General features: G+C 63.4%; 22 protein-coding genes. 9 read left to right on the forward strand and 13 right to left on the reverse strand.

The window, feature by feature from the left end; genetic code table 11:
- Positions 1-34 precede the first annotated feature (34 nt).
- Positions 35-463 carry a VOC family protein gene (locus tag AC4HIX_RS07575; protein WP_490398524.1) on the forward strand — a complete coding sequence of 143 codons (429 nt, stop codon included), beginning with the start codon at positions 35-37 and terminating at the stop codon, positions 461-463.
- A gap of 134 nt (positions 464-597) precedes the next feature.
- Here the strand turns inward: AC4HIX_RS07575 and AC4HIX_RS07580 are convergent, their stop codons facing one another.
- Both AC4HIX_RS07580 and AC4HIX_RS07585 read right to left on the reverse strand, forming a co-directional pair.
- On the reverse strand, positions 598-789 hold the full coding sequence (locus AC4HIX_RS07580) for a hypothetical protein (protein ID WP_475051103.1): 192 nt from the start codon (positions 787-789) through the stop codon (positions 598-600).
- A 10-nt stretch (positions 790-799) separates the two neighbouring features.
- Positions 800-1,039, reverse strand: coding sequence for a YdcH family protein (locus AC4HIX_RS07585; protein ID WP_475051102.1), 240 nt, complete (start codon positions 1,037-1,039; stop codon positions 800-802).
- Positions 1,040-1,182: 143 nt separating this feature from the next.
- Between AC4HIX_RS07585 and AC4HIX_RS07590 the strand changes: the two genes are divergently transcribed.
- Positions 1,183-2,106 carry a hydrogen peroxide-inducible genes activator gene (locus tag AC4HIX_RS07590; RefSeq protein WP_475051101.1) on the forward strand — a complete coding sequence of 308 codons (924 nt, stop codon included), beginning with the start codon at positions 1,183-1,185 and terminating at the stop codon, positions 2,104-2,106.
- Between the two features lie 522 nt (positions 2,107-2,628).
- Here AC4HIX_RS07590 and AC4HIX_RS07595 read toward each other — a convergent pair.
- From AC4HIX_RS07595 to AC4HIX_RS07605, 3 genes are all read right to left on the reverse strand, one after another.
- Entirely contained in the window at positions 2,629-3,126 is a 498-nt protein-coding gene (locus tag AC4HIX_RS07595) for a MarR family winged helix-turn-helix transcriptional regulator (RefSeq protein ID WP_475051100.1), read from the reverse strand.
- A 76-nt stretch (positions 3,127-3,202) separates the two neighbouring features.
- Positions 3,203-3,460, reverse strand: a complete 258-nt coding sequence (locus AC4HIX_RS07600; protein WP_475051099.1) for a succinate dehydrogenase assembly factor 2 — start codon at positions 3,458-3,460, stop codon at positions 3,203-3,205.
- Between the two features lie 7 nt (positions 3,461-3,467).
- Entirely contained in the window at positions 3,468-3,884 is a 417-nt protein-coding gene (locus tag AC4HIX_RS07605; protein WP_475051097.1) for a helix-turn-helix domain-containing protein, read from the reverse strand.
- Between the two features lie 96 nt (positions 3,885-3,980).
- On the opposite strand from AC4HIX_RS07605, the gene AC4HIX_RS07610 reads away from it, so the two are divergent.
- Complete coding sequence (locus AC4HIX_RS07610; protein ID WP_490398525.1) at positions 3,981-5,183, forward strand: pyridoxal phosphate-dependent aminotransferase; 1,203 nt, start codon at positions 3,981-3,983, stop codon at positions 5,181-5,183.
- 14 nt (positions 5,184-5,197) lie between these two features.
- Positions 5,198-5,611, forward strand: a complete 414-nt coding sequence (locus tag AC4HIX_RS07615) for a hypothetical protein (RefSeq protein ID WP_490398526.1) — start codon at positions 5,198-5,200, stop codon at positions 5,609-5,611.
- Positions 5,612-5,632: 21 nt separating this feature from the next.
- On the opposite strand, the gene AC4HIX_RS07620 is transcribed toward AC4HIX_RS07615, so the two are convergent.
- Positions 5,633-6,412, reverse strand: a complete 780-nt coding sequence (locus AC4HIX_RS07620) for a hypothetical protein (protein ID WP_490398527.1) — start codon at positions 6,410-6,412, stop codon at positions 5,633-5,635.
- Positions 6,413-6,557: 145 nt separating this feature from the next.
- Between AC4HIX_RS07620 and AC4HIX_RS07625 the strand changes: the two genes are divergently transcribed.
- On the forward strand, positions 6,558-6,920 hold the full coding sequence (locus AC4HIX_RS07625; protein ID WP_490398528.1) for a PRC-barrel domain-containing protein: 363 nt from the start codon (positions 6,558-6,560) through the stop codon (positions 6,918-6,920).
- Positions 6,921-6,933: 13 nt separating this feature from the next.
- Here AC4HIX_RS07625 and AC4HIX_RS07630 read toward each other — a convergent pair whose 3' ends face one another.
- A complete protein-coding gene (locus tag AC4HIX_RS07630; RefSeq protein ID WP_490398529.1) occupies positions 6,934-7,380 on the reverse strand; it encodes a nucleoside deaminase in 447 nt (148 codons plus the stop codon).
- Positions 7,381-7,550: 170 nt separating this feature from the next.
- Here AC4HIX_RS07630 and AC4HIX_RS07635 point away from each other — a divergent pair, with 170 nt between their 5' ends.
- Positions 7,551-7,919, forward strand: coding sequence for a DUF1428 domain-containing protein (locus AC4HIX_RS07635; RefSeq protein WP_490398530.1), 369 nt, complete (start codon positions 7,551-7,553; stop codon positions 7,917-7,919).
- A gap of 25 nt (positions 7,920-7,944) precedes the next feature.
- On the opposite strand, the gene AC4HIX_RS07640 is transcribed toward AC4HIX_RS07635, so the two are convergent.
- Positions 7,945-9,327: an MATE family efflux transporter gene (locus AC4HIX_RS07640; RefSeq protein WP_475051086.1), complete on the reverse strand. Its 1,383-nt coding sequence runs from the start codon at positions 9,325-9,327 to the stop codon at positions 7,945-7,947.
- Between the two features lie 117 nt (positions 9,328-9,444).
- Here AC4HIX_RS07640 and AC4HIX_RS07645 point away from each other — a divergent pair, with 117 nt between their 5' ends.
- Positions 9,445-10,095 (forward strand): TIGR02453 family protein, encoded by a 651-nt coding sequence (locus AC4HIX_RS07645; protein WP_490398531.1) that lies wholly within the window; start codon positions 9,445-9,447, stop codon positions 10,093-10,095.
- A 3-nt stretch (positions 10,096-10,098) separates the two neighbouring features.
- On the opposite strand, the gene AC4HIX_RS07650 is transcribed toward AC4HIX_RS07645, so the two are convergent.
- From AC4HIX_RS07650 to AC4HIX_RS07665, 4 genes are all read right to left on the reverse strand, one after another.
- Positions 10,099-11,010, reverse strand: a complete 912-nt coding sequence (locus tag AC4HIX_RS07650) for a nickel/cobalt transporter (RefSeq protein ID WP_490398532.1) — start codon at positions 11,008-11,010, stop codon at positions 10,099-10,101.
- A gap of 1 nt (position 11,011) precedes the next feature.
- A complete protein-coding gene (locus tag AC4HIX_RS07655) occupies positions 11,012-11,647 on the reverse strand; it encodes a DUF1007 family protein (protein WP_490398533.1) in 636 nt (211 codons plus the stop codon).
- Between the two features lie 63 nt (positions 11,648-11,710).
- Complete coding sequence (gene ppk2, locus AC4HIX_RS07660) at positions 11,711-12,652, reverse strand: polyphosphate kinase 2 (RefSeq protein WP_475051080.1); 942 nt, start codon at positions 12,650-12,652, stop codon at positions 11,711-11,713.
- A gap of 181 nt (positions 12,653-12,833) precedes the next feature.
- Complete coding sequence (locus AC4HIX_RS07665) at positions 12,834-13,442, reverse strand: carboxymuconolactone decarboxylase family protein (protein ID WP_490398534.1); 609 nt, start codon at positions 13,440-13,442, stop codon at positions 12,834-12,836.
- A 626-nt stretch (positions 13,443-14,068) separates the two neighbouring features.
- Between AC4HIX_RS07665 and AC4HIX_RS07670 the strand changes: the two genes are divergently transcribed.
- Positions 14,069-14,944: a BRCT domain-containing protein gene (locus AC4HIX_RS07670; RefSeq protein ID WP_490398535.1), complete on the forward strand. Its 876-nt coding sequence runs from the start codon at positions 14,069-14,071 to the stop codon at positions 14,942-14,944.
- Between the two features lie 2 nt (positions 14,945-14,946).
- Here AC4HIX_RS07670 and parE read toward each other — a convergent pair whose 3' ends face one another.
- Complete coding sequence (gene parE / locus AC4HIX_RS07675) at positions 14,947-16,905, reverse strand: DNA topoisomerase IV subunit B (protein ID WP_490398536.1); 1,959 nt, start codon at positions 16,903-16,905, stop codon at positions 14,947-14,949.
- 213 nt (positions 16,906-17,118) lie between these two features.
- On the opposite strand from parE, the gene AC4HIX_RS07680 reads away from it, so the two are divergent.
- Entirely contained in the window at positions 17,119-17,493 is a 375-nt protein-coding gene (locus AC4HIX_RS07680) for a hypothetical protein (protein ID WP_490398537.1), read from the forward strand.
- Positions 17,494-17,548 lie beyond the last annotated feature (55 nt).

The following is a 17,548-nucleotide window of genomic DNA, read 5'->3' on the forward strand; positions in this document are numbered from 1 at the left end:
TAAAGTCCCTGAAAGTGATAACAGGAGACCCCCCATGCCCCTCAAATATCTGCACACGATGGTCCGGGTGAAAGACCTGGAGAAATCCATGGCTTTCTATGAGCTGCTGGGCCTCAAGGAAACCCGCCGCTGGGAAAATGAGCAGGGCCGCTTCACCCTGGTCTTCATGGCGCCGCCGGGCCAGGAGGAAACCCCGCTGGAGCTGACTTACAACTGGGACGGCGACGAGGGGCTGCCGGATGACAGCCGCCATTTCGGCCATCTCGCCTATGGGGTGGACGATATCTATGCCACCTGCCAGCATCTTATGGACAATGGCGTCACCATTAACCGGCCGCCGCGTGATGGGCACATGGCGTTCGTGCGCTCGCCCGACAATGTCTCGGTCGAGCTGCTGCAAAACGGCGACTCCCTGGCTCCGGCAGAACCCTGGGCAAGCATGGAAAACACCGGCCACTGGTAACCGACCGGGCAAGCCGCAGGCGTCCCGCGGATCACCCGCGGCCATTGCCTTGCTCTATGCGCGAACGAAACAGCCCTCCGGCTTGCACCGGAGGGCGTCAGGCGGCGGCGCGGAATGCGCCATCGTGCGGCGCCTCAGGCCCGGCGGACTTTATTTCCGCATGTAATGGTCACACCCGTACCCTTTGCGGCGATGAAAGGGCTGCCGCCGTCGGGACCGTCGTCATCCTCTTCGCCTCCGTCATCGAGTATGGCCGCCCGCATATCGTCCAGGTCGGCGCTGTGCATAAGGCCTGCGCCGCTGAGCGGATGGGTAAACTGAAACATCACCGCCCCCTTACGCGGATTGCTGCTGCTTGAAGCCAGGCAGCCCGGTGCGGCGCAGCTGGCCCAGGCAGCGCATGATCTCATCCTTGGTCCGCAGGCGCTGGCGCTTCAGCCCCTGCAGCATCATGCTGCACGGCGACGGGCGTTTCAGCTCTTTGGCGATTTTCGCCTTCAGCGACTGATGCTTCAGGCGCAGCTTGGCCAGCCTGACCTGCAGCGAGAAAACCTTTACCCGTGGACTGTTCTTCATCAATTGCCTCCTTTTGTCCGGTGTCCGGCAACGCGGCAAACCGCGGCCTCCCTTTCAAGATGGGCTGGCGTTACCCTTTAAGAACCCAATAGTATTGCTGATAAAGATAGGTTTTACCTATTCAATGCGAGGAAGGGCCACACATGCCGGAGATCACCCTGCGCCAGCTCCGCTATTTCGCAGTCCTCAGCAAGGCGCTGCAGTACCGCAATGCCGCCCGGCAGCTGGGCATCAGCCAGCCCTCTCTCAGCCTCCAGATCGCCGCGCTGGAAAAAGCCCTGGACACACGCCTGATCGAACGGCGGCGCAGCGGCCTGATCCTAACACCGGCAGGCCGGGACACCGCGGCCCAGGCCGAAAGGATCCTTCAGGATGTGGAGCGGCTCAGCCAAACGGCCGGGGCCTCCGGCAACCAGCTTGAGGGCACTCTGCGGCTGGGGTCTTCGCCGACCATCGGCCCCTACCTGCTGCCGCGGGTGCTGCGGCGCCTGCATCAGTCCTTTCCGGACCTCAAGCTGGTCATCCGCGACGCCCCCCCGCGCGAGCTGACCGAGGATCTGCTGGCGGGCAGGCACGATCTGATCCTGACCCAGCTGCCGGTCCCGCGCGATGACATCCGCCACACGTTCCTGTTCCGCGAGCCGCTGAGCCTGGCGGTGGCGCGCGACCATCCGCTGGCGGGCCGGGAACGGGTGAGACCTGCGGATCTGGACGGGGAAAGCCTGCTCAGCCTGAACCCGTCCTACACGCTGAGCCGTCAGGTTTCGCACCTCAGCGCGGCGTCAGGCGCGAACCTGCGCGAGGATTTCGAGGGCACCAGCCTCGATGCGCTCCGACAGATGGTGTCGCTCGGCATGGGCGCAACTCTGCTGCCCGCGCTTTACGTCGAGTCGGAGGTCAAACGCGGAGAAGGCGACGTCGCCGTGGTCCCCATGCAGCCGGTGCTTTACCGGCAAGCCGGGCTCGCCTGGCGCCGCAGCAGCGGCAGCCCGCCCGCCTTCCTCAAGCTTGCAGACTTCATCCGCAGCGTTGTCGAACAGGAATTCGCCAGGCAGGTGATCCTCTGATGCAGGCAACGCAGCCCCTGCCACGCTATTACTGGCAGCCGGCAACCGAAGCTAAACCGCTCTGCTCCCGTCCGCTGCCTCGCTTGCTCACGCACAAACAACCCCGGCCGCTGCCGGTGGAGGGCCGGACCCGTCCAGCCACGCCTCCAAGCCCTGCGCTTCAGCCTGCCGCGGAGCAGGCAATTGCATAGCTTCCCAAAACGCAAAAAACCGGCACAGCGCCTGTCTGGTGCTGTCCGTGCCCGGCGGTGCAAAGACCCGCCTTCCGGTTTCCTGCAAAACATAACAACGTCAACCACGCCCCGCGGCAGAGGATTCCCCTGCCCTTGCGGCAAAACACACACGCGGTAACAAGGGCGGTTACTTCTGCAACCTTCAGCCGTGGCCCCTTCCCGGATCCCGGCGCTTTACCCTCCAATACAACCGGAGCACGGTTTCCCCTCATGCCCCGTTTCGGCCTGCCGGTGCTTTGCCGGCATTTTGCGGCCCGTTGCCCGCCGGGATGATTGCCCGGCCAGCGCCTTAGTAAATATAGCGGATCTGATCCGACCAGTAGCGCTCCACCCGCTTGAGCGAGGCGGTAATGTCCTCGATGCCCTGCGAAGAGATCACGTTCTTTCCCTCCAGCCCTTCGGCATGGCGGGAGAACAGCGCCGACACGATATCGCGGATTTCGCGGCCGCGCTGGGTCAGGCGCACCCGCACCGAGCGGCGGTCAATCTCGCAGCGCTGGTGGTGCATATAGCCCATCTCGACCAGCTTCTTCAGGTTGTAGCTGACATTGCTGCCCTGATAATAGCCGCGGGTCTTCAGTTCCCCGGCTGTCACCTCATTGTCGCCGATGTTGAACAGCAAGAGCGCCTGAACCGCGTTGATTTCCAGCACGCCAACGCGTTCAAACTCGTCCTTGATGACATCCAGCAGCAGACGGTGGAGACGCTCGACAAGGGCCAGCGCCTCCAGATAGCCAGTCATGAAACCTTTGCGGTCCGTCTGGCCAATTGGCATTTCCATACTCATTCGCATCTCCGACTCGAATTTGCTTCTGAGACAAGATGCCAACAATTCCCGAAAAATCAGTTAAGCCGGGATTTTATTATTTTTGGTGCGTTTGCGCTATGTCTGCGACCAGTGCGCGGAACCGCTCATGCGGTTCCGCCTGGCCGGTCACCCACTGGTACAGATCCTGGTCGTTTTCGTGCAGCAGCTGGTCATAAAGATCCAGCTGCGCAGCGTCCATCTGCTCCAGATTGGCGGCTGCAAAGGCCGACAGCAGGATATCCATTTCCTTGATACCCCTGCGCATAGAGCGCATCTGCAGCCGCTTCAGGCGGATGGTCCGGTCTTCCTGCATTTCGGTCTCAGGCAACTTCGGTGGTCTGGCCGTCATTGACCTGCAGCAGGGTCCGCAGCTTCTTCTCCAGCCGTGCCGCCCGCTCCGCGTTCTGGCGCATTTCGCTGCGCAGGTCGCGCAACTCGTTCAGGACGCTTGTGAAATCGCCTGCTTCCAGCTCCAGCGGGGCCGGTTCCGACATGCCTTCGCCTTCGCCGGTCAGCAGCCAGGACATCGACACGTTCAAGACGCCGGCCAGCATCGTCAGCTTGTTGGCGCGCGGCTCAGCCAGGTCGCGTTCCCAGGCGCTGAGGGTCGATTTCTTGATCCCAAGCCGGCGCGCAAGCTGGCCCTGGGTCATCCCGGCAGCCTCGCGCGCAGCCGCTACGCGGTCACCGAAAGTTGCTGCATCCGGGCCGTACCAGTCTGTGTTCTGCTCAGTCATGTCAGTTCTCCTAACTCAAATCGCCAATGCAGCTTGATCGCTGTTTGGCGGCACCCTATGACAGTTCCGCAGAACATACAAACCGGGGCACAGCCAATGTCTTTCCTGTCCGAGACACTCTCGCGCGTCAAACCGTCACCCACCATCGCGATGACGGCAAAAGCCGCCGAACTGAAGGCAGCCGGACGCGACGTCATTGGCCTCAGCGCGGGCGAGCCGGACTTTGACACGCCGCAGAACATCAAGGACGCAGCCGTCGCCGCCATCGCCGCGGGCAAGACCAAATACACCGCCCCCGACGGTATCCCGGAGCTGAAACAGGCCATCTGCGCCAAGATGAAGCGCGATCACGGTCTCGACTACACACCGGCGCAGGTCTCTGTCGGCACCGGCGGTAAGCAGACGCTCTACAACGCCCTGATGGCCACCCTGAACGAGGGGGACGAGGTGGTGATCCCCGCCCCCTACTGGGTCTCCTACCCCGACATGGTGCTGCTGGCCGGCGGCACCCCGGTCATTGCTGAAACCTCGCTGCAAACGAATTTCAAGCTGACCGCCGATCAGCTGGAGGCCGCGATCACCCCCAAGACCAAATGGTTCATCTTCAACTCCCCCTCCAACCCCACCGGCGCGGGCTACAGCCGGGCGGAACTGAAGGAGCTGACAGATGTGCTGCTGCGCCATCCGCACGTCTGGGTGATGACCGACGACATGTATGAGCACCTCGCCTATGACGGGTTCGAATTCTGCACCCCGGCCCAGGTGGAGCCGCAGCTTTATGACCGCACCCTCACCTGCAATGGCGTCTCCAAGGCCTATGCGATGACCGGCTGGCGCATCGGCTATGCCGCAGGCCCGGAACAGCTGATCGCGGCGATGCGCAAGGTCCAGTCGCAGTCCACCTCCAACCCCTGCTCGGTCAGCCAATGGGCCGCGGTGGAGGCGCTGAACGGCACCCAGGACTTCCTGGCCCCCAACAACGAAATGTTTGTCCGCCGCCGCGATCTGGTGGTCTCGATGCTGAACGAAATCGACGGCATCTCCTGCCCCACGCCGGAGGGCGCGTTTTACGTCTACCCCTCCATCGCCGGTTTGATCGGCAAGACCACGCCGGCTGGCAAGGTGATCGAAACCGACGAGGATTTCGCCACCGCGCTTCTGGAAGAGGCCGATGTCGCCGTGGTCTTTGGCGCTGCCTTCGGCCTGTCGCCGAACTTCCGGGTCAGCTACGCCACCTCTGACGCCGCGCTGGAGGAGGCTTGCAGCCGCATCCAGAACTTCTGCGCGTCGCTCAAATAAACAGGAGACCAGACATGAGCGCCGATCTGCCGGAATATTACTTCCGTGTCCGCGAGAACGGCGCTTTTGTCTTCCGCGTCGACACCGAGAACCGCCAGCGGCGGATCGAGATGGACCAGATCGCCGTTGTGAACATCCGCAACGGCGAGATCAAACCGCACGGCCAGCGCCAGCTCAGCGATCAGGACATTGCCGAGATCAAGTCCTGGATGGAGGCCCGCACCGCCACCCTCGCGGCCCGCGATACCGATGATATCCACCGCGCCATCGACCATCTGAACCTCACCGCCCACTGGGCCAACAGCCGTGCCACGGATGAGCAGCTGGAGGAAGTCACAGACGCCCTGCTGCTGGCCATGCACGACCTGCGCAGCGTGCTGGTGCGCAAGAAGGCAGACCGGCTGATCAAGGCCCGCGGCGGCGAGTAAGACATTGTTTATGCGGCCAAATCACCCGCAGATTAGCGACCGCACCGAATAGGACGGGAACCGCATCTGCGGCAGCCGCTGCCCGGTCCGGCTGTCCAGCCCCGAAGGCCGCGGCGGCAGCAGCGGGTTGCCCAGCACAAACAGGCTGCGCTGCCACCGCTCCAGCGGTGTCCCGGACCCCGGCCCGCCCAGTTCCAGCCGCCACCGCAGATGCAGAATTGCCCTTGAACGCGCATCGCCGCCCAGCCAGAACGGGCGGCTGGCGCTCGCGCGCCCGGTCAGAGGCTCCGCGCCCTCCACGCTAGCGATCTGGCAGATGTACTGGGCCTTCACCGCTGCCCGCACCCCTCCGCCCGGCCGGTCCCGCGACAGCGTCACGACGTGACCGCCCTTTATACCAGCCCCGCGAATGGCGAATTCCAGCGGATGCGGCAGCTCAAACCGCTGCGTCAGGGCACCCGGCCCGAACAGCCGGTCCTCGCCCTGCCAGACCTCCCCGCTGGCAAAACGCAGCACATAGCGCCCAGGCGGCACCAGCACCTTGAAGAATTCGCCGCCCTCGATATAGGCCGCCAGCGCCGCCTCTCCGGTCTGCGCATCGCTGAGGGTGAGATAATAATCCGCCCCCTCCGGCGTCTTGACCTGCAAGGGGAACACCGCCGGCAGCCCGGTACGGTTCCACATCAGCCCCGCCCGCGGCGGCTCCGCCATCAGCGCCATAGGCGCAAGGCAGGAAAGCATCAGCGCCAGTACCGCAGCCAGACGCCTGCCTGCGTGTTCAATAGCAATCCTGAGCCCCATGGCAGCCTCCTTTGCGCCGCAGCGGCGGGTTCGCTGCGAGCCTAGCACATATGCCGCTCATCCATCGCCCCGGCCAACGCGCCGCCGGAACAATCGCAGGGCCGGAACGTTGAGTTTCCATCACACCACCAACAGGAGAAAACCCATGCAACAGGCTCAACACGGCACTGACAGCAGTCTCGTCTCCACAAACGATGTGACCGGCACCGCGGTCTATGATGAAGCCGGGGAAAAGGCCGGCACCATTGATCACCTGATGATCGACAAATCATCCGGCAAAGCGGCCTATGCCATCGTGACGTTCGGCGGGTTCCTGGGCCTTGGCGAACAGGAATACGTTATCCCCTGGGGCTCACTTTCCTACGACAGCGGCCTGCAAGGGTTCCGCACCAGCATCACCCCTGATCAGCTGGAAAGCGCCCCCGCGCAATACGAGGGCTGGCACCGGGACCGCAAGCACGAGGAAAGCATCTACGATCATTACCAGGTGCCCTATTACTGGTTCTGACCGCCCGGGCGTCCTACTCGGCGATGTCTTCCGCCCACAGCTCCGGCTTTTCGCGGATGAACCGCTGCATCAGCGCGATGCAGTCCGGGTCCTCGGCAATCACCACTTCCACGCCGCGCGCGCGCAGGAACTCCTCGTTGCCGCCAAAGTTCTGCGTGTCGCCGATCACCACCCGCGGAATACCGAACTGCACGATGGTGCCGCTGCACATCATGCAAGGCGACAGCGAGGTATACAGCACCGTGTCCCGGTAGGTCTTCTGCCGCCCGGCCTTGCGCAGCGCATCCATCTCGCCATGGGCAATCGGATCGCCCTTCTGCACCCGCTGATTGCGCCCCTGCGCCACCACCTGGCCGCCGCGCGCCAGCACCGAACCGATCGGACAACCGCCCTCGTCAAAACCTGCCTTGGCTTCCTCATAGGCAATCCGCAGCAGTCGCTTGTCGTCGTCGGTCATCATGGCAAGGGGCTTTCCGGTTGAAAATCAGGCTGTTCCGGAATCCTGCCCGCAGGGCACCAGGCGGTCAACCCCGCGCCGCGGCCCTCAGCAAGACGCTGGAGTGAAACGCCGCCCCGTGCCAAACTCGCCAAGGCCGGGCGGTGCCCGGGCCGATCCTAGGGAGGGCCGCCATGTATGTCGCCGGATTTGTGATCCCCGTCCCCGAAGAAAACTTCGAGGCCTACAAGGCCTGGGCCAAGACCAGTGCCGAGCTGTTCCGCGAATACGGCTGTTTGGAGATTGTCGACTCCTGGGAGGACAACGTGCCCGACGGCCAGCACACCGATTTCCGCCGCGCTGTGGCTGCCCGCCCGGGGGAGCGCATCGTCCTCTCCTGGCAGGTCTGGCCCAGCAGGGGGGAGATGGAGGACGCCGAAGCCCGCATCGCCAAAGACACCCGCTTCGACATCCCCGTCGAGATCCCCTTTGACCACCGCCGCTTGATCCTCGGAGCGTTTTCCCCGATCCACATCATGGGGCGCGGCAGCGGCACGGACTGACAAGCGCTGTGCGGCCCAGCCCGGCCTACGCGGGCTTTGCCCCCACCAGCTTGATCGACTGCCCCCAGAACCGTTTCATCAGGAACAGCCCCGCCGTCGTCAGGCCGGCAACGAGCCCCATCCAGACGCCAACACCGCCCCAGCCGAATACAAACCCCATCACATAGGAGGCCGGAATGCCCACCGCCCAATAGCTGAGCGCGGCAATCACCATCGGCACGCCGGTATCCTGCACCCCGCGCAGCAGGCCCAGCGCAATCGCCTGCATCCCGTCCATCATCTGAAACAGCGCTGCCGCTGCCAGCAGCCCCGCACCGATCAGCAGGATCTGATCCTTCTGCGGGTCCGCCGAGTCCAGGAACAGCGACATCAGCGGGCCGGGAATGGTCAGGAACAGGGTGACGCCCACCACTGAAACCCCCAGCGACATCGCCGTCACCACCTTGCCGCCGCGCGCCATATGCGCCCGGTCGCCGCGGCCAAAGGCATTGCCCGCCCGGATGGTGGCGGCATTGGACAGCCCCAGGTGCACCATGAATGTGAGCCCCGCCAGCGAGATCGCAATCCCATGCGCCGCCAGCGGCACCGTGCCCAGCCACCCCATCATCATCGCCGAGGCCGCAAACAGGCTGCTCTCGCTCAGCGTCGTGAGGCCGATCGGCGTGCCCATCCGGAACACCCGGCCCAGCATCTCCCAGTCGGGCCGCTGGAAGTTCTTCAGCAGCTCATGCTCCGGCAGCACCTTCAGTGCATAGGCCAGCACCAGCACAAAGGACACACCGTTGGTCACAAGGGACGCTATCGCCGCCCCGGTAATCCCCAGCTCCGGCGCGCCCCAATTGCCGAAAATCAGCGCATAGTTCACCAGCGCGTTCAGCACCGCTCCGAACACCGACAGCCACAGCACGATCTGGGTCCGCTCCAGCGCCGCCAGATAGGACTTGGCCACCATGTACAACAGCGCCGGAAAGATCGCCCAGCCGGCAATCCGCAGATACTCTGCCGCCGCATGGGCCACCTCGGGCTCCTGCCCCAGCAGCAGCAGGATCGGCTCCGACCACCACAGCAAGGGCATCGCCAGCGCGCCATAGGCCAGTGACAGCCACAGCCCCATGCGGGTGGAGCGGCGGATCTGCCGCTCCTCTCCAGCGCCCGCCGCAGCCGCCACCATCGGCATCACCGCAAAGGCAAAGCCGGACCCCAGCAGAAAGATCGAAAAGAAATAGGTCGAGCCCAGCGTCACCGCCGCCAGCGCCTCCACCCCGTACCAGCCCAGCATGACCGTATCGGTCAGGCCAATGGCAAACTGCGCCACGTGGCCGCCGATCAGCGGCAGGCCAAGAACGGCAATCGCCCGGGCATGGCCGCCCGGTGACATTTCGGTGTGTCGGTTGGTTAACGTGCTCATGAAGCCAGCCTTAGGCTTGCCGGACGGTTCCGGCAAGAGCAGAGTCTCCTTGCCCCTCGCACAGGCGCATGGTGGTATTCTGCACAGACGCCCCACCGCCTGCAGGAGCCATTTCCGATGACCGACCCTTTTGCGCAGCTGATCCCCGACACCCGCGCCTTTCTGAAAGAGCTGTCGCAGAACAACAACCGCGAGTGGTTCACCGCGCACAAGGACCGCTATGAGACGCAGCTCAAGTCGCCCGCCCTGCTGCTTCTGGACGAGGTCGCGCAGGCGATCACCAAACGGACCGGCGCGCAAGCGGTGCCCAGACTGTTCCGCCCCCAGCGCGACATCCGGTTTTCCAAGGACAAGACGCCCTACAAGACCCATCTGCACATGATGTGGACTGTGAACGGCGCAGGCTGCGCGCTGTTCTTCGGCATCGACCCCAAGTCCTGCACCACCGGCGGCGGCATCATGAACTTCACCAAGGCACAGTTGCCTGCCTGGCGCGAGGCGGTGGACGGAGAAACCGGGGATGAGGCCGCAGCCCTCGTGGACATCCTGGCGCTCAAGGGCTTTGCCGCGAATGAACCCGAGCTGAAACGAGTCCCTGCCCCCTATGGCAAGGCCCATCCCCACGGGCACCTGCTGCAGCGCAAGTCCCTCACCTTCTGGCACGAGATGAGTCCGCGCGAACAGAACGCGCCGATGGCGGCGCTGATGTCCGCCTACCTGACGCTGGAGCCGATGTTCACTCTTCTGCAGGAAGCCCTGGACGTGTGACCGTTACAGCGCCCGCAGCATGATCTGACCCGCCAGCACGGCAACAACGCCACCCGCGAGGATCTCCAGCACCGCGGCAGCGCGCAAGGCGCCCGTTCCCTGCATCTGCGCCAGCGCCCCCTTGCGCATGGTGACGGCAGCCGCGGCCACAGCGACGGTGACCGTGGCGGTGCCCAGCCCCATGGCAAAGGCGCCGGCAATCCCGGACCACAAAACGCCCATCCGCCAAGTCAGCAGCAGCAGGAACACCGCCCCGGTGCAAGGCCGCAGCGCCACCGCGCCCACAATTGCCAGCGCATCGCGCAGCGAATGGACATTCGCCGCTTCCTCCACGGTCGGCCCGTGCCGGTGCCCGCAGGAGGAACACACCTCCCCAGCCTCATGATGGTGGTCATGATCATGGGCCCCGTGTCCGCCAGCCCGGCTGCCCAGCAGCCGCCGCAGGCCCCGCGCCAGCAGCCACAGGCCCACCAGCGCAATCAGCCCGTAGGACAACGGCGCCAGCACGTCCTCTGCCGCACTGGTCAGCTGCTCGCGCCCCCAGTCCAGCAGCATCAGCCCGCCCGCCACCAGCAGCACCGCTGTGGCCGCCTGCGCCAGCGAGGACGCCAGCGCCAGCCCGGCCAGCCGGGCCAGCGGCACCGGCTTGCCCATGCCATAGCCGCCGATCACCAGTTTGCCATGGCCAGGACCTGCGGCGTGGAAGAACCCGTAAGCAAAGCACAAGCTCAGCAGCGCCATCAGCGCGCCCGGCTCGCCCGCGCGCAAGGCCCGCAGCCCCCGCGCCATCGCGTTCTGCGCCTCCCGCTGCCCTTCCGCCGCCCAGGCCGACACCACCCCGGCCCCGCCAAACCCCCAGAGCCACAGCGCCAGACCCGCCACGCCCAGCGCAGCTATGGTCAGGAAAATCCGCACCTTACGCCCCGCAGCTCAGCCGCACAGTATCGGCAAAGGCCTCGCCCACCTCAGGGTATGCCTCCTCTGCCTGATCGGCCGGCATCGCATACAGAAGCTCCTCCACCTTGGTATAGGCCGCATCCAGATCCGGCGGCGTGATGCTGCCCTGGCAGCCGCCGGAGACCTCCAGCCCGCCGGTCATCGTGTAAGCGGTGTAATAGCCCGGGTCATATGCCTTGATCACCACCCCGTCCGCCGCCTGCGGCTGCACCAGCGCGCGGCGGTGCCGGGTGGTGATGCGCCCGTCCGCGACTTCCGTCGCCAGATGCACCGGTGCCCCCATTTCCAGCCCGGCGCCGTCGCGGGTCAGGTAAGTATCGCCCTCGAACCCCTCGGTCCAGGCCATGTCGAACCCTTGCAGCTTGGCCAGCTCCTCCGCCGTCAGCGCACCATCGTAATCGCTGTCCAGTCCCCGGTCCTCGAAGATCAGCAGCGAATAGAACTCGTCATAGGCCCAGGTGATCTCAACCGCTTCCAGCTGCCCCGAGTCCGAGACAATCACCTTCAGCGCGGTATCGACAAAGATATGCGGGTGCGACCCGGCGTCCTGCGGAGCCAGCAGCGCAGCTGCGAACAAGGGAGCAATATGTTTCATACGTCAAAGCATTACGCGCCTGACTGCAGCCCCGCAACCGCAGGGCTGCGCCGCAGGCGGGCTTCAGCGCGCCCGTGTGCCCGGATGCAAGGCTTTGCCCAGAATGTGATCGGACTGATGGATCACATGATGCGCCTGCCCGACGATCAGCGGATCCGGCTCCTGCACAATCTCAGGGTCCTTGCCGGGATAATCCAGCGAGGCCAGGAAGTGCCGCATGCAGTTGATCCGCGCCCGTTTCTTGCAGTTGGACTTGATCACCGTCCAGGGCGCATCCGCCGTATCGGTGTAAAAGAACATCGCCTCCTTGGCCTCGGTGTAATCATCCCATTTACCCAGGGACGCCTTGTCGATCGGCGACAGCTTCCACTGCTTCAGGGGGTCGGTCTCGCGCGAGTCGAAGCGGCGTTTCTGCTCTTCCTGGGTGACCGAGAACCAGTATTTGTAGAGCCGGATGCCCGACCGCACCAGCATCCGCTCAAACTCCGGCGCCTGGCGCATGAACTCCAGGTATTCGTTCGGCTCGCAGAAACTCATCACCCGCTCGACGCCTGCGCGGTTGTACCAGGAACGGTCATAGAACACGATCTCACCGCTGGTCGGCAGATGCCGCACGTAGCGCTGGAAATACCACTGCCCGCGCTCCTCGTCCGAAGGCTTGTTCAGGGCAACCACCCGGGCCGAGCGCGGGTTCAGGTGCTCCGTGAACCGCTTGATGGTGCCGCCCTTGCCCGCCGCATCGCGGCCCTCGAACAGCATCACGAATTTCTCGCCGGTCTCCTGCGCCCACAGCTGAACTTTCAGCAGTTCCGCCTGCAGCCGCGCCTTTTCCGCCTCGTACTCCTTGCGAACCATCTTGCGCGGATACGGATACTTGCCGCTCTCAAAGGCCCGCCGGATATCCTCTGCAGTTGGCGCCCGCGGTACGGCGGGGGGCACCTCCGGCTCCGGTGCCTGAACTGTCCCTGCGGCGCTGTTCACAATGTTCTGTGCTGCGGCGTCCATAAAAAGCTCCTTCTTTGAATCTGCGCCGCAACCATACTGCCGCCGCCGCCGCCCCGCCCTGACCTGCATCAAAAGATGAGCGGTTTGCACACCTAAAAGCGGACGCCAGGCCGCTTGATCCTCTTCATCTGGCTGAAAATATCCCGGGGTGAGGCCCGCCAAGGCCGAGGGGCAGCGCCCCTTACGTGTGCCCCCAATCATCCGGGTTCTGCGAATTGTTCGGGCTCAGGCCCAGCACATCGCCCTTGGTGGAGCATCCCAGCCCCAGCACCGTCCGGTTGGCATAGGCGAAATAGGCGGTCACCTGGTTGATCTCCAGGATCTCCCCGTCGTCAAATCCTGCGTCCCGCAAGGCCTCGATATCCGCCGCGGTCACGCTGGCGGGGTCCTCCGTCAGCCGCCGCGCATACACCATCGCCTGCGCCTGCCCCGGCTTCAGCGGCGCCGCGCCCGGATCACGCGCCTCGATCGCCGCCCGGATCGCCCGCCCCCGCGCCTCATCCCCCAAAAGCCGCTGCAGCCCGGCGAAATGATGCTCCACGCAATAGGCGCAGTCATTGAGGCTTGAGACCCAGACCCCCAGCACCTCCAGGAACCACTTCGGCACCGTGTTGCCCGTGTGGTGCAGCACATTCTTGTAAAGCGCCATATGGCCTTCCATCGAATGCGGCCGCAGCGAGTGCACCATCATGATGTTGTCGACATTGTTCCCCGGCCCGGTGACCCGCTCATAAAGCTTCTTCAGCTTGCCGGCGGCGTCCTCGAACGGAACGGTTCTGATCCAGGCCATGCGTCTCTCCCTGACTGTTCGGGCGGAAGAGTAGCGGCTGCACGCATCAGTGGAAGACAAAACGGAACGTCAGACGCCTGCCCCCTTGGGACGTGAGGCGCCAGCCGCACGGCCCGCGCCTGACCTTGCCTCCGGGGAGTTCACGCCGGTTCCCGCAGGGACAAACAGTCCGGGGGACTGTTTGAGGCGGGGACGGGCGGAGCCCCTCGCTGCTGCCGGTGCCTTGGAAGGTGACGGTGGCGGTGTGTCCCTCTGGGACGTGGCGCGCAGCGGCACGGCCCGCGCCTGACCTTCCCCCCGGGAGTTCACGCCGGTTCCCGCAGGGACAAACAGTCCGGGGGACTGTTTGAGCCGGGAACAGGCGGAGCCCTTCGCTGGTGCCAGTGCCTTGGAAAGTGACGGTGGCGCTGTGCCCCCTCTGGGGCGTGGCGCACAGCGGCACGGCCCGCGCCTGACCTTCCCCCCGGGAAGGCGCCTTCGCGCCCTCCCAAGGTCAGGCGCGGGCCTTGTGGGGTGGGAACATTCCACTGCCCTCATGGTAGATAGCGTCGAATTTGCTCCTCTTTGGCTTGTGCGAGGACATTCGGATGCTTTAACAATTGAATATCCCACAGAAGGAATTTCCCATGGCGTCATTGGAACCAGGCGGTACTGCGTTGGCCACTATTCATAGAGAAACGAACGACAAAAAGTTCTTCTGTTACTTTACCGGATTTCTTGAGGGAATCGCCGCAAGCGGAAACATCGAAGTAGGCGAAGTGGAGCCGTTACTTACCCAATGCGCGGAGTTCGTTGAAAACTTGGGTGAGGCCGACGCACTCGAAATACTTGAAGACTTTCGTGCGGATCTCTTAGATCACGATAGTCTAGTAGGTATCGCAGAATATCGCGCCAGCGAAATTGACGTTTCATGCCCAAAGTCGAGCGTGAACAGATTTCTGGGATTTGTTGCGGCAATTGCCTGCGACGACATCATAACTAAGAAAGAGGCAACTGCACTAGTCAAGCTCGGAGAGGGAAACGCAGCTGTCCTGGAAGACCCGTTTGCACGTAATGTCGTCAATCTCTGCAGAGAGGCGCTGGATGATGGCGTTATCGAAACACTGGAATCTGCTGAAATCTGTGCAGCGATTACCCGGCTTGTCGGAGACGCCTTTTGTGACACTGGGATTTCCTCACTTGGTGGGACGCCGGAGTTTTCCACAGTCTCAATCGGAAGCGACCCTGCCGAGCTTGAAGGAAAGAGAATTGTCCTCACTGGAGCATTCTCAATTTCTCCTCGCAGACTTATCGAAGAACGGCTGCACGAGTTGGGCATAGAAACAGCGAAATCTGTTTCCAAGAAAGTCGACTACATCGTGATTGCCGAAGAAGCTTCGCGTGACTGGGTGCATACACATAAAGGAACAAAAATCATTAAGGCTATGAGCCTTCGGGACAGCCATGGCCGTCCCGACTTCGTGACTGAAAACGAGTTGCTAGCTATAGTCGGCCTTAAATAGCCTCAAACATCCAACTCCTCCACGAACTTCGCGTTTTCCTGGATGTACTGGAAGCGAAGCTCCGGCTTTTTCCCCATCAGGCGCTCGACCAGGTCGCCGGTCTCGCCGGGCTCGTCCTCGTCGATCGTCACCCGGATCAATTTCCGGGTCTTGGGATCCATCGTGGTCTCCTTCAGGTCCTTGGCGTCCATTTCGCCAAGACCCTTAAAGCGGCTCACATCAATCTTGCCCTTGCCGCCCAGGCCCTTCTCCAGCCAGTGGTCGCGCTCGGCCTCGTCCAGGCAGTAAACACGCCGCGCGCCTTGCGTCAGGCGGAACAGCGGCGGGCAGGCCAGATACAGGTGGCCGCCGTCGATCAGCGGGCGCATCTGGGTGAAGAAGAAGGTCATCAGCAGCGACGCGATATGGGCGCCGTCGACGTCCGCATCGGTCATGATGATGATCTTGTCATAGCGCAAGTCATCAAGGTTGAACTTGGTGCCGAGGCCGACACCCAGCGCTTCGCAGAGGTCGTTGATCTCGGCGTTTGAGCCGAGCTTGTTGGAGGCGGCGCCCAGCACGTTCAGGATCTTGCCCTTCAAGGGCAGCAGTGCCTGGTTTTCGCGGTTGCGCGCGCCCTTGCCGGAGCCGCCCGCCGAGTCGCCCTCGACGATGAACAGCTCGGTGCCCGCGCGGTTCTTGGCGGTGCAGTCCGTGAGCTTGCCGGGCAGGCGCAGCTTCTTGGTGGCGGACTTGCGCTGGGTCTCTTTCTCCTGCTTGCGGCGCAGGCGTTCCTCGGCGCGCAGGATCAGGAAGTCGAGGATGGCGCCGGCTGACTTTGTGTCGGCGGCCAGCCAGTTGTCGAAATGGTCGCGGACCGAGTTTTCCACCATCTTGTTGGCAGATTCAGTCGACAGGCGGTCCTTGGTCTGGCCGACAAAGGCCGGGTCGGCGATGAAGCAGCTGACCAGCGCGCAGCCGCCCGCCATCAGGTCGTCGCGGGTGATCTGGGCGGCCTTCTTGTTGCTGACCAGCTCGCCATAGGCCTTGATGCCCTTAAGGATGGCGGACCAGAAACCCGCCACATGGGTGCCGCCCTCGGGCGTGGGAACGGTGTTACAGTAGGACTGGGTGAAACCGTCGCGCGACGGCGTCCAGTTGATCGCCCACTCCACATAGCCCGGCTCGCCGAACTTCTCGCGGAACTCCACCTTGCCCGCAAAGGGCACGTCTGCGTAGACGGAGGACTTGCCCAGCACTTCGGTCAGGTAGTCGCGCAGGCCCCCGGGGAAGTGGAAGGTGGCCTCTTGCGGCGTCTCCCCGTCGTCGATTTCGGACTTCCAGCGGATTTCGACGCCGGAGAACAGATAGGCCTTGGAGCGCACCAGGGTGAACAGCCGCTTGGGCTTGAAGCGGTGGTGGCCGAAGATTTCCTCGTCGGCGTGGAAGGTCACGAAGGTGCCGCGCTTGTTGGGGGCGGCACCGACCTTCTCGACCGGACCCAACGGCAGACCGCGGGAAAAGCGCTGTTCGAACAGTTCCTTGTTCTTGGCCACTTGCACCACCATGGAATCCGACAGCGCGTTCACAACCGAGGAGCCGACGCCATGCAGGCCGCCGGAGGTCTGATAGGCCTTGCCCGAGAACTTGCCGCCCGCGTGCAGGGTGCACAGGATCACCTCCAGCGCCGATTTGTCCGGGAACTTGGGGTGCGGGTCGATCGGGATGCCGCGGCCGTTGTCGGAAATGGTGACGGCGTAATCGGCGTGCAGCGTCACCTCGATCCGGTTGGCATGGCCCGCAACCGCCTCGTCCATCGAGTTGTCGAGGATCTCGGCCACCATATGGTGCAGCGCGCGCTCATCGGTGCCGCCGATATACATGCCGGGGCGCTGGCGGACCGGTTCGAGGCCTTCCAGAACCTCGATCGAGGACGCGTCATAGGTATCGGCTGCAGGCGTGCTGAGAAGGTCGTCGGCCATGTGCGGGAACTGCTCTTCCTTGGTGTTGATTGGCGGCCATTATGGCAGGTGTTGGGGCCGGGTGGAAGAGGGCCGCAAGGGGCTGTGGATAAGGCTCTTGGGACAGGCTGGCGGTCAACCGCAGGGCTGCTTCTTTTGAATCAGAAGTGCAACTGTGGTATGATGGCAACTGTTAACCATTCATCTTTTACCGGTAACAAGTGGGAGGGAGCCATGCAGTTAGCACGGGCAATTTCTGTATTTCTGGTTGCAGTTTCTCTGGCACTGCCAGCTGCGGCCGGACCGTCGTTTACAAAGAAGGAAGTGAGGAAGCTGCTGGTCGGCAACACTTATCCGTTGGGAGCTAGCAACGAAGGCGCGATGTTTGTCAGAGACGGCCGGACAATGGACGTCATATGGAAAGGCAAGACCGAGACCACGACATACAAGCTGAGATCCCGAGGCCGCATCTGCTATGAGCTGAAAATGTTCGGCGCGGCTGAGTGCATCGGGTTCGAGAAGATTGATGGAAAAAGCTTCTATCAGGTCTTCGGGGACAAGAAACGCAAGAGAAACTATTCGGAAGTTCTGAGCGGGAAGAGATTCTGAACTCTCCGCGTGGCTGTCGCTTGCTGCTCCACCATGTCCGGCTAAGCGTGTTCCT

This window comes from Leisingera sp. (assembly GCF_982940295.1).